13 protein-coding genes and 2 pseudogenes are annotated in these 9,816 nt (G+C 74.7%); 5 read left to right on the top strand and 10 right to left on the bottom strand.

What is annotated here, in order from left to right:
• Nucleotides 1-112: 112 nt before the first annotated feature.
• The 5 genes and pseudogenes from AB0G13_RS32220 to AB0G13_RS32240 form a co-directional block, all read right to left on the bottom strand.
• On the bottom strand, nucleotides 113-472 hold the full coding sequence (locus tag AB0G13_RS32220; protein WP_357882682.1) for a VOC family protein: 360 nt from the start codon (nucleotides 470-472) through the stop codon (nucleotides 113-115).
• 36 nt (nucleotides 473-508) lie between these two features.
• Nucleotides 509-1,513, bottom strand: a complete 1,005-nt coding sequence (locus AB0G13_RS32225; protein ID WP_357882685.1) for a methionine synthase — start codon at nucleotides 1,511-1,513, stop codon at nucleotides 509-511.
• A 40-nt stretch (nucleotides 1,514-1,553) separates the two neighbouring features.
• Nucleotides 1,554-2,627: a tRNA 2-thiouridine(34) synthase MnmA gene (gene mnmA / locus AB0G13_RS32230; protein WP_357882688.1), complete on the bottom strand. Its 1,074-nt coding sequence runs from the start codon at nucleotides 2,625-2,627 to the stop codon at nucleotides 1,554-1,556.
• Nucleotides 2,628-2,803: 176 nt separating this feature from the next.
• Entirely contained in the window at nucleotides 2,804-3,979 is a 1,176-nt protein-coding gene (locus AB0G13_RS32235; protein ID WP_357882691.1) for a cysteine desulfurase family protein, read from the bottom strand.
• Between the two features lie 79 nt (nucleotides 3,980-4,058).
• A pseudogene (locus AB0G13_RS32240) lies at nucleotides 4,059-4,196 on the bottom strand (class F sortase); the annotation flags it as partial.
• Between the two features lie 213 nt (nucleotides 4,197-4,409).
• Here AB0G13_RS32240 and AB0G13_RS32245 point away from each other — a divergent pair.
• Nucleotides 4,410-4,580, top strand: a complete 171-nt coding sequence (locus tag AB0G13_RS32245; protein ID WP_357882694.1) for a hypothetical protein — start codon at nucleotides 4,410-4,412, stop codon at nucleotides 4,578-4,580.
• 61 nt (nucleotides 4,581-4,641) lie between these two features.
• Here the strand turns inward: AB0G13_RS32245 and AB0G13_RS32250 are convergent.
• The 3 genes and pseudogenes from AB0G13_RS32250 to AB0G13_RS32260 form a co-directional block, all read right to left on the bottom strand.
• Nucleotides 4,642-4,953 (bottom strand): annotated as a pseudogene (locus AB0G13_RS32250) (cation transporting ATPase C-terminal domain-containing protein); the annotation flags it as partial.
• A 95-nt stretch (nucleotides 4,954-5,048) separates the two neighbouring features.
• Nucleotides 5,049-6,008, bottom strand: coding sequence for an electron transfer flavoprotein subunit alpha/FixB family protein (locus AB0G13_RS32255; protein WP_357882697.1), 960 nt, complete (start codon nucleotides 6,006-6,008; stop codon nucleotides 5,049-5,051).
• Nucleotides 6,009-6,019: 11 nt separating this feature from the next.
• Entirely contained in the window at nucleotides 6,020-6,799 is a 780-nt protein-coding gene (locus AB0G13_RS32260; RefSeq protein ID WP_357882699.1) for an electron transfer flavoprotein subunit beta/FixA family protein, read from the bottom strand.
• 218 nt (nucleotides 6,800-7,017) lie between these two features.
• Here AB0G13_RS32260 and AB0G13_RS32265 point away from each other — a divergent pair, with 218 nt between their 5' ends.
• Entirely contained in the window at nucleotides 7,018-7,263 is a 246-nt protein-coding gene (locus tag AB0G13_RS32265) for a hypothetical protein (protein WP_357882701.1), read from the top strand.
• Here the strand turns inward: AB0G13_RS32265 and AB0G13_RS32270 are convergent.
• On the bottom strand, nucleotides 7,251-7,664 hold the full coding sequence (locus AB0G13_RS32270; protein ID WP_357882704.1) for a hypothetical protein: 414 nt from the start codon (nucleotides 7,662-7,664) through the stop codon (nucleotides 7,251-7,253). The genes AB0G13_RS32265 and AB0G13_RS32270 overlap by 13 nt on opposite strands.
• Nucleotides 7,661-8,458 carry a GNAT family N-acetyltransferase gene (locus AB0G13_RS32275; protein WP_357882707.1) on the bottom strand — a complete coding sequence of 266 codons (798 nt, stop codon included), beginning with the start codon at nucleotides 8,456-8,458 and terminating at the stop codon, nucleotides 7,661-7,663. The genes AB0G13_RS32270 and AB0G13_RS32275 overlap by 4 nt, the downstream gene beginning before the upstream one ends.
• A 41-nt stretch (nucleotides 8,459-8,499) precedes the next feature.
• Here AB0G13_RS32275 and AB0G13_RS32280 point away from each other — a divergent pair, with 41 nt between their 5' ends.
• From AB0G13_RS32280 to AB0G13_RS32290, 3 genes are read left to right on the top strand one after another with little or no spacing between them, the layout of a single operon-like run.
• Nucleotides 8,500-8,892 carry a DUF202 domain-containing protein gene (locus AB0G13_RS32280; RefSeq protein WP_357882710.1) on the top strand — a complete coding sequence of 131 codons (393 nt, stop codon included), beginning with the start codon at nucleotides 8,500-8,502 and terminating at the stop codon, nucleotides 8,890-8,892.
• On the top strand, nucleotides 8,889-9,236 hold the full coding sequence (locus AB0G13_RS32285) for a DUF202 domain-containing protein (protein WP_357882713.1): 348 nt from the start codon (nucleotides 8,889-8,891) through the stop codon (nucleotides 9,234-9,236). Before AB0G13_RS32280 ends, AB0G13_RS32285 begins: the two co-directional genes overlap by 4 nt.
• Before the next feature lie 27 nt (nucleotides 9,237-9,263).
• Complete coding sequence (locus AB0G13_RS32290; RefSeq protein WP_357882717.1) at nucleotides 9,264-9,698, top strand: PLD nuclease N-terminal domain-containing protein; 435 nt, start codon at nucleotides 9,264-9,266, stop codon at nucleotides 9,696-9,698.
• Nucleotides 9,699-9,816: the final 118 nt, after the last annotated feature.

Genomic DNA, 9,816 nt, shown 5'->3' on the forward strand with positions numbered 1-9,816 from the left:
GTCCGGGGCGCGTCCGGCAGCGCCGGCTCGGCGGCTGGCCGGCTCGGCGGCTGGCCGGCTCGGCGGCTGGCCGGCTCGGCGGCTGGCCGGCTCGGCGGCTGGCCGGCTCGGCTCAGGCGGGGAAGACCAGGCAGAACGGGTGACCGGCCGGGTCGGCGTAGACCCGGAAGTCGTCGCCCTCGCCGGGCAGCCGCCGGGCGCCGAGCTCCAGCACCCGCTTCTCGGCCGCCTCCACGTCCGTCACCTGCACGTCCAGGTGGAACTGCTGGGGGCGCTCCGGGTCGGGCCACGCCGGCGGGCGCAGGTGGGGAGCCGCCTGGAAGGCGAGCCGGTGCCCCGACCCGGCGATCACGACCCAGCCGTCGTCGCTGGCGTCGGCGTCGACGGGCAGGCCCAGCACCTCGGAGTAGAAACCGGCCAGGGCCCGGGGGTCGGGGCAGTCGATGACCACGGTGCGCAGTTGTCCGATCATGTCGGCCTTCCTGCCCCGCCCGTACGACGGGAAACCTCAGTCCTCGGCGAGCCGCCGTCCCGCGTCCCGGCAGGCGGCGAGCACCGCGCGCGCGTACGGTCCGGTGGCGTGGGCCAGCCCGCAGGCGGGGGTCACCACGACCTGCTCGGCGAGCTGCCGGCGGGGGAACCCGAGGCGGTCCCAGAGCTGGCGTACCCGGTCGGCGATCTGCGCCGAGGTCGGCGCGCGACCGGCGGCCGACGGCCCGGTGGGCGCGGCGCCGGCCAGCAGCCCGAGCCCGGCGTCGATCGCCTCGCCCAGCGGGTCCAGGTCGGTGACGAGGCCGAGGTCGAACGCCACGCCGACGGCGCCGGTCGAGCGGATCAGCTCCAGCGGCACGTCCGGCGCGCAGCAGTGCACCACGGTCGGTACCCCGGCCGCCTCGACGACCGTGCGCAGCAGCGACGCGGCGTCGGCCGGCTCCACGGCCCGGTACGCGCCGAGCCCGCTCTCGGTGGGCACCCGCCCGGCGAGCACCGTCGGCAGCGACGGCTCGTCGAGCTGGAGCAGCACGGTGGCGCGCGGCAGCCGGCGGGCGACCGCCGCGACGTGCCCGCGCAGCCCCTCGGCGAGCGAGCCGGTGAGATCCCGGACCGCGCCGGGGTCGCGCAGCATCCGGCCGCCGATCGGCAGCTCCAGGGACGCGGCCAGGGTCAACGGGCCGCCGGCCTGGATCTTGACCGGCCCCGCGTACTCCTCGGCCTGCTCGGCGAGCTGGTCGAGGTCGCGTTCCATGAGGTCGCGGGCGCGGCGCAGTTCCCGTCCCGGGCGCGGCGCGATCCGCCAGCGGGCGGCGTACAGCTCCACCGGCAGCTCGACCAGCAGGCCGGCGGTCCGGCCGATCAGGTCGGCGCCGGGGCCCCGGGCCGGCAGCTCCGGCAGGTGGGGCAGGGCGGGAAGCTCACCGAGGACGATCCGTTGCGCCTCGGCGATGTCGGTGCCGGGAAGCGAACCGATGCCGGTCGCCGCGCCGGCCGGCCAGGGCCACACCTGATCTGTCACGGCCGAAGACTATCCGGTCCGCGGATCGGCGGGTGAGTCGTCAGCCGGCGATGGTGGCGGAGCCGAGCACGACGTCGCCGGCCGGGTCCGGCCGGTACGCCACGATCGCCTGGCCGGCGGCGACCCCGCGGACGGGGCGGCGCAGCTCGGCGCGCAGGCCGTCGGCGGTCAGCTCGACGGTCGCCGGCACCACGTCCCCGTGCGCCCGCAGCTGCACCTCGCACTCCAGCGGCGCGTCGGGGCGCGGCCCGCCCGTCCAGACCGGACGCTCGGCGCGCACCCGGGAGACCTCCAGCGCCTCGGCCGGGCCCACCGTCACGGTGTTGGTCTTCGGCGTGATGGAGAGCACGTAGCGCGGCCGGCCGTCCGGCGCCGGGCGGTCCAGGTGCAGGCCGCGCCGCTGCCCGACCGTGTACGCGTACGCGCCGGTGTGGCTGCCCACCACGGCGCCGGTGGTGGCGTCCACCACCTCGCCGGGCGCCTCGCCGAGCCGCTTGGCGAGGAAGCCGCGGGTGTCCCCGTCGGCGATGAAGCAGATGTCGTGCGAGTCCGGCTTGTCGGCCACCGCCAGCCCCCGCCGGGCGGCCTCCTCGCGGACCTGCGCCTTCGTCGAACCGCCGAGCGGGAAGATCGACCGGTCCAGCTGTGCGCGGGTGAGCACCGCCAGCACGTACGACTGGTCCTTGGGCAGGTCGACGCTGCGCCGCAGCAGGCCGTCCGCGCCGAGCCGGGCGTGGTGGCCGGTGACCACGGCGTCGAAGCCCAGGGCCACGGCCCGGTCCAGCACCGCCGCGAACTTGATCTTCTCGTTGCAGCGCAGGCAGGGGTTGGGCGTACGACCGGCCGCGTACTCCGCGACGAAGTCGTCCACCACGTCGGAGTGGAAGCGGTCGGCCATGTCCCAGACGTAGAACGGGATGCCGATGACGTCGGCGGCCCGCCGGGCGTCCCGGGAGTCCTCCAGCGTGCAGCAGCCGCGCGCCCCGGTGCGGTAGGTCTGCGGGTTGCGGGCCAGCGCCAGGTGCACGCCGGTCACGTCGTGCCCCGCCTCCACGGCCCGCGCCGCCGCGACCGCCGAGTCGACCCCGCCCGACATCGCCGCCAACACCCTCACCGGCCACTCCCTTCGCCCCACCGACCCTATCCCCACCCCACCCCGCCGACCCCACCCCCTGCCGCCGCCGATCATGCGGTCGTGGTGGTGGACGAATGCCGCGCAGGGCCAGGCTTCGGGCACCACCACTGCATGATCGCCGGACGGTTGGGGGGCGGGGTGGGGACGGGGGTGGGTCAGCGGGGGGTACGGGGGGTGGCGGCGCGGCGGGCGCGCTCGACGGCGGCCGGGAGGGCGGCGATGAGGGCGTCGACGTCGGCGGAGGTGCTGGTGTGGCCGAGGGTGAAGCGCAGCGAGGAGCGGGCGCGGTCGTCGTCGGCGCCCATGGCGAGCAGCACGTGCGAGGGCTGGGCCACCCCGGCGGAGCAGGCGGAGCCGGTCGAGCAGGCGATGCCCTGGGCGTCCAGCAGGAGCAGCAGGGCGTCGCCCTCGCAGCCGGGGAAGGAGAAGTGCGCGTTGCCCGGCAGCCGGTCGGTCGGGTCGCCGTTGAAGACGACCTCGGGCACCGCGTGGCGGACCCGCTCGACCAGGTCGTCGCGGAGCGCGGCGACCTGGGCCGCGTACTCCTGCTGGCCCTTGACCGCCGCCTCCACGGCGACCGCGAAGGCCACGATGCCGGCGGTGTCGAGGGTGCCGGAGCGCACGTCGCGCTCCTGGCCGCCGCCGTGCAGCACCGGGGTGGCCGACACGTCGCGGGCGAGCAGCAGGGCGCCCACCCCGGTGGGCCCGCCGAGCTTGTGCCCGGTGACGGTCAGCGCGGCGACCCCGCCGACGGAGAAGTCGACCGGCACCTGCCCTATCGCCTGGATCGCGTCGGTGTGGAACGGCACCTCGTGCTCGGCGGCGACCGCGGCCAGCTCGGCGACCGGCTGCACGGTGCCGACCTCGTTGTTGGCCCACATCGCGGTCACCACCGCGACCCGGTCGCCGTGCGCGGCCAGCTCGGCGCGCAGCTCGTCGGGGCTGAGCCGGCCGGCCGCGTCGACGGAGAGCCAGCCCACGCCGGCCCCCTCGTGGTCGGCCAGCCAGTCCACCGCGTCGAGCACCGCGTGGTGCTCGACGGCGCTGGAGACCACCCGGTCCCGCCGGGGGTCGGCGGACCGGCGGGCCCAGAAGATGCCCTTCACCGCGAGGTTGTCGCTCTCGGTCCCGCCGCCGGTGAAGACGACCTCGGAGGGCCGGGCGCCCAGCGCGGCGGCCACCCGTTCCCGCGACTCCTCCACCCGCCGCCGGGCACGGCGGCCCGCCGCGTGCAGGGAGGACGCGTTGCCGACCTCGCGGGCGGTGGCGACGTACGCCTCCAGTGCCTCGTCGAGCATCGGAGTGGTCGCCGCGTGATCCAGGTATGCCATCACGGTCCAGCCTACGACCGGCGCCCGACCCGCCGGAGGCCGGAGTACGCCGTGCGGGGTCCCGGGGCGCGGGGTCCGGTCAGGCCGGCACGGCGGTGACCACGATGTTGTCGCGGTACCGGCGCGCCTCGGCGTCGAACGGCCCGCCGCAGGTGATCAGGGTCAGCCGAGGCCTGCCGTCCCGGGCGAAGTAGCGGTCCAGCGGGATCTTCGTCTGCACCTTCGCCGTGCTCGACGCGACCGAGCCGACGCCGGAGCCCGCCCCGGAGCGGGTGGTGCTGGCCAGCGCGCCGCTGAAGGCGTACGGCGCGACGCCGCCGGACGCCAACGGCGAGGCCCGGGTGTTCGACAACGGCAGACTGCACCTGCACGTGGCGAATCTCCCGGACGTCCCGGGGTATTACGAGGTCTGGCCATCAACCCACGGAACATGAAGATGTTCTCGGTCGGCGTGCTCGGCGACGCGGCGGACGAGCTGCTGCCGTTGCCACCGAACGTCGACCTTGAGGCATACTCGGTTGTCGACGTCTCCGCCGAGGCGTACGACAACAACACCGCCCACTCCGGCAAGAGCCTGTTGAGGGGCACCCTGACGGGCTGATCGGCGGGCCGGCTCAGCTCCCCGGCCCGCCGATCAGCTCCCATCGCCGGCCCCCCGCCGCTCAGCCGAGCCGGCGGCCGAACCGGCCGAACCGCTTGTCGAGCGCGACGATGGCGGAGACCACGACGGCGATGCCCAGGATCCGCAGCCACGCCTGCCCGTCGATGGGTGCCGTGCGGAACAGGTCGTTCATCACCGGCAGATAGGTCAGGGCGAGCTGGCCGAGGGCCTGCACCAGCACCCCGACGATCAGCCAGCGGTTGCTGCACAGGCCCAGCCGCCACGGGGAGCGGGTCAGCGAGCGGCAGCTGAACAGGTAGAACGCCATCACGGTGACGAAGAGGTTCACCGCGGCGGTCCGCGCCTGCGCCAGTCCCTCCGAGTCGACGTACTCGGCGGGAATCCCGGAAACGGCGAGGGCCGGCAACCGCGTCGCGGTTCCCGGCCCTCGCTCGGACGGGCGTCAGCTCACTTGCGCTTGCGGATCTCGTCCGCGGCCTGCGGGACGATCTTGAACAGGTCGCCCACCACGCCGAAGTCGGCCAGCTCGAAGATCGGCGCCTCGCCGTCCTTGTTGACCGCGACGATGGTCTTCGAGGTCTGCATGCCGGCCCGGTGCTGGATGGCACCGGAGATGCCGAGGGCGACGTAGAGCTGCGGGGAGACCGTCTTGCCGGTCTGCCCCACCTGGAACTGGTGCGGGTAGTAGCCGGAGTCGACGGCCGCGCGGGACGCGCCCACGGCGCCGCCGAGCAGGTCGGCCAGCTCCTCGACCAGCTTGAAGTTGTCGGCGTTGCCGACGCCGCGACCGCCGGAGACGACCACGCCGGCCTCGGTGAGCTCCGGGCGGGAGCCCTTCTGCTCGGCGACCCGGTCGACGACCTTGGCCAGCTTGTCGGTGTCGGTGACCGCGACGGTGAGCTGCTCGACGGCCGGGGTGGCCGCCGCCGGGGTCGGGTTGACCGAGTTCGGCCGGAGGGTGACCAGCGGCAGGCCGCGGGTGACCTTGGACTTGACGATCGTGGAGCCGGCGAAGGCCACCTGGGTGGCGGTGCCGTCGGCCGCCAGGCCGACCACGTCGGTCAGGATGCCGTTGTCCAGCTTGACGGCCAGCCGGGCGGCGATCTCCTTGCCCTCCTGGGACGAGGCCAGCAGCACGGCGGCCGGCTGCACCCGCGAGACCAGCTCGGCCACGACGGTCGCCTTGGGCGCCACCAGGTAGCCGTCGATCTCCTCGCTCTCGGCCGCGTAGATCTTCTCCGCGCCGTACTCGCCCAGCTTGGCGCTCAGCGCCTCGGCGGCGCCGGGGCCACCGAGCACGACCGCGCTCGGGGTGCCCAGCTCGCGGGCGAGGGTGAGCATCTCCAGGGTGACCTTCTTGACGCCGAATTCCCGGGTGGCTTCGACGACGACGAGAACCTCAGACATGTCCAGACCTCTCACACGAACTTCTCGGTGGCGAGGAACTCGACCAGCTTGACGCCGCCGTCGCCCTCGTCGGTGATCTTCGCGCCGCCGGAGCGCGGCGGACGCTTGGTGTGCTCCAGCACGGCGCTGGTCGCGCCCTCGAAGCCCACCTCGGCCGGGGCGACACCGAGGTCACCCAGGGAGAACGTCTGCACCGGCTTCTTCTTGGCGGCCATGATGCCCTTGAAGGACGGGTAGCGCGGCTCGTTGATGGTGTCCCAGACGGAGACCACGGCGGGGGTCGAGGCGGTGACCACCTCGTAGCCCTCCTCGGTCTGCCGCTCGACGGTCAGGGTCGAGCCGTCGACGGTGAGCTTGCGGGCGCCGGTCAGCGCCGCGATGCCCAGCCGCTCGGCGATCATGTGCGGCATGACCTGCACCCGGCCGTCGGTCGACTCGCTGCCGCAGAGCACCAGGTCGGCGTTCAGCTGGCCGAGCGCGGCGGCGAGCACCTTCGAGGTGGCGACGGCGCAGGAGCCGTGCAGGGCGTCGTCCACGACGTGCACGGCCTTGTCCGGGCCCATGGAGAGCGCCTTGCGGATCGACTCGGTCGCCCGGTCCGGACCCATGGTCAGGACGGTCACCTCGCCACCGTGCGCCTCCTTGATCTTCAACGCCTCCTCGATGGCGTACTCGTCCATCTCGTTGATGACGTTGTTCGCCGAACCGCGGTCGACGGTGTTGTCGTCAGTGCGCAGGTTGCGGTCCGCGCCCGAATCGGGCACCTGCTTGACGAGTACGACGATGTTCATCGCGCTTCGACGACCCTCCTGTTGGTGTTGCGATCGCTCGCCCGGTCTGGGCCGCAGCCTCGCGCGTCCGTTGACGTCGGTCAACCGCGCGGTGCTGTGCAGTTGCCCACGGCGCAATGTTACCTGCCAGTAGCATCCGCCTCCGGCGACCTCAGGGTGACACAGCTCACCGAGAGCCCCGCAGGCGGGTAATCTGACGAATCGGGAGGTGTCACGAAATGTCAGAAAACACCAGTAACGGTCACCCCGACGTCCCCCGGCACCTCTGTCGCCGGACGCGACCCGAGGCGTACCGGTGCGCCTGCGGCCGGCTCCGCGACCGGTGCGTCCGGGCCACCGTCCGGGCGCTCTGGTCGCCGGCCCGGCAGGCCCACGGCGAGACCACCCGTCCCGACGCGCCCCGCGCCGTCGCGCCCGAGGGCGGCCACCGGCACCGGGCCGCCGGTGCGGCTCACGCCGGCTGATCCAGCGCGCCCCTGATCCGCTCGATGACCGCCGCCTCGGCCGGGGCCACCCCCCGGTGCGCACCGGCCACCCGCTCGGCCGCGGACAGCACCACCTCGCGGTAGCCCGCCACGTCCCGGGGCGACTTCTCGCGCAGGATCCGCACGGAGCGGCCCAGCGCCGGCAGCACCACCGACTCGATCTCCAGCGCCGATTCCCGGGGCAGCTTCGGCAGCGGGCCGCTGGTCAGCGCCTCCTTCACCACCCCGCTGCTGTCGGCCATCGCACCGGAGGCGGCGAAGCTCTCCCGGAACAGCGCGAGCATCCCCGGGTCGGCGTTGGCCACCAGGAACACCGCCCCGAACGCGCCCGTCTTGAGGGTCAGCCGCTCCTCGGCCGTCAACCGCTGCTCCATGATCACGGAGTGTAGACGTAGGCGGTGGCCGTGGTGACCGCTACGAGCCCCAGCCGCTCCAGGATCGGCCGGCTGTCCGGCGAGCAGTCCACCTGGAGCAGCGTCCTGCCGCGCTGCTGGGCCAGGCGCGCCCGGTACGCGACCAGCGCCCGGTAGACGCCCCGCCGCCGCCATTGGGGCAGGGTCGAGCCGCCCCAGAGGGTGGCGAAGCTGCTGTTCGCCTGGTAGCGCACCCAACCCGCGCTCACCACCTCGTCGCCCGCCTCGGCCACCACCACGGTGATGGACTGCGGGTCGGCCTCGATCTCCTTCGCCAGACCGGTCGCCAGGTGGCCACGGTCGTCGTGCCAGACCGCCTCCTCCATCGCGGCGATCCGCCCCAGGTCCTCCCGGGCGCTGACCTCGCGCAGGCGTACCCCCTCGGGCAGGACGGGGACGGCGGCGGCCAGCGCCGCGACCGGACCGACCACGACGGTTTCCTCGTCCTCCGCGACGAAGCCGGCGGCGCGCAGCCGATCGGGCAGGTCGGCCGGCTGGTCGTGGCCGTTGAGCTTCCACTCCACCGCCTCGCCACGCCGGCGGAAGAACTCCACCTGCCGGGCGATCAACGCGTCCAGCTCGGCGCCGGCGAGCCCCTCCAGCGTGCGGTACGTGAGGAAGCCGCGCCGGTCGAGGCCGAGGACGCGGACCAGCGGGCCGTCCCGTTCCACGGTGACCCCGGCCGGCAACGGGTCCGGGATCTCCGGGCGGACCTGGGCGTCGTAGGCGTCCCGCAGCGTGCGGGCGTCAAGATCGGTCATCACCTCAGGCTACGGCCGGAAGGAAGCGGATAATCGGCGGCATGTGGCAGGTGATCAGGCGGTGGTTCGACCCGCGCGAACTGCGCGCGGTCGGCAGCACCCCCGACTACCGCTTCTCGCTGGCCAACGAGCGGACCTTCCTGGCTTGGCTGCGTACCGGGCTGGCGCTGGTCGCGGGTGGGCTGGCCGCCGCGCAGTTCCTGCCGCCGCTGCCGCTGGCGCACCTGCGCGAGGCGATCGCCGTCGCACTGCTGCTGCTCGGCGGCACGGTCGCCGTGCGGGCGGTCGACCACTGGGCGCGTACCGAGCGGGCCATCCGGCTCGGCGAGGAGCTGCCCACCTCCCGCTTCCCGGCGGTGCTCGCCCTCGCCGTCGGCCTCGGCGCGCTGCTGCTGGTGGTGGCGGTGCTGGCCCGGGCGGTCGGCGGCGCGTGAGCCACGGAGCGGAGCCGCCACGGCGAAACCGGCCGGCGCGCGACCCCGGGCTGCAACCCGAGCGGACCCGGCTGGCCTGGCGGCGGACGGCGCTGGCGCTCACCGTGATCATGGTGCTGACCGTGCGGCTCGCACTCGCCGGCCCGCCGGCCGGCGGGACGCTCGGCGCGCTGGTCGCCGGGGCCGCCGTGCTGGGCTGGGGCGCGGCGCTGGCGGTCTGCTGGCGGCGGGCCACCGGCGTCGGCCCGATCCCCGGCTACGGACGGTCGCTGCCCCTGGTCGCCCTCGCCACCGCCGGCTTCGCGCTGCTCGGCACCCTCCTGGCGGCGCGCGGACTGGGTTGACGGGAGCCGGTGCGCCATCATTGACCCATGGCCCGGCTCTACGTCCTCCTCTTCGCGGTGCAGATCGTGCTAGCCGTCTGCGCGCTGATCAGCTGCCTCTCCGCCGAGGAGGGCGAGATCAAAGCCCTGCCCCGGATCGCCTGGGTGCTGATCATCCTGTTCTTCCCGCTGCTCGGCTCCCTCGCCTGGTTCGCCGCGGGGCGCGAGCGCGTCCCCGGGCGACCCACGGGCGAGACGCCGAAGGGACGGATCCTGCCGTCCCGGGAGCGGCCCCGCCCGGTCGCCCCCGACGACGACCCCGAGTTCCTCCGCTCGCTCGGCGAGCGCTCCCGCCGCGAGGACCAGGAGCTGTTCCGTCGCTGGGAGGAGGACCTGCGCCGCCGCGAGGACGACATGCGGCGGCGCGACGGCGAGCCACCGCGCGAGGAGGACCGCCCCGAGGGGTCCACGCCCGGTGCCTGAGTCCGCCGCCGTCGCCGGCCTCCCGGCGACGGCGGCGGGCCCGGCGCAGGCCCCGGTGGTAGCACCGGGGTGAGCGGCGGGCGGGGCGGGGGGGGCGGTGTGCACGTACGGCACCCCC

Source organism: Micromonospora sp. NPDC023633 (assembly GCF_040640035.1).
GTDB lineage: Bacteria > Actinomycetota > Actinomycetes > Mycobacteriales > Micromonosporaceae > Micromonospora.

Coding starts and splice junctions, on each gene's coding strand:
- AB0G13_RS32220 (WP_357882682.1), bottom strand. CDS start 472: ATGATCGGACAACTGCGCACCGTGGTCATCGACTGCCCCGACCCCCGG.
- AB0G13_RS32235 (WP_357882691.1), bottom strand. CDS start 3,979: ATGGCATACCTGGATCACGCGGCGACCACTCCGATGCTCGACGAGGCA.
- AB0G13_RS32245 (WP_357882694.1), top strand. CDS start 4,410: ATGAAGATGTTCTCGGTCGGCGTGCTCGGCGACGCGGCGGACGAGCTG.
- AB0G13_RS32255 (WP_357882697.1), bottom strand. CDS start 6,008: ATGTCTGAGGTTCTCGTCGTCGTCGAAGCCACCCGGGAATTCGGCGTC.
- AB0G13_RS32260 (WP_357882699.1), bottom strand. CDS start 6,799: ATGAACATCGTCGTACTCGTCAAGCAGGTGCCCGATTCGGGCGCGGAC.
- AB0G13_RS32265 (WP_357882701.1), top strand. CDS start 7,018: ATGTCAGAAAACACCAGTAACGGTCACCCCGACGTCCCCCGGCACCTC.
- AB0G13_RS32275 (WP_357882707.1), bottom strand. CDS start 8,458: ATGACCGATCTTGACGCCCGCACGCTGCGGGACGCCTACGACGCCCAG.
- AB0G13_RS32280 (WP_357882710.1), top strand. CDS start 8,500: ATGTGGCAGGTGATCAGGCGGTGGTTCGACCCGCGCGAACTGCGCGCG.
- AB0G13_RS32290 (WP_357882717.1), top strand. CDS start 9,264: ATGGCCCGGCTCTACGTCCTCCTCTTCGCGGTGCAGATCGTGCTAGCC.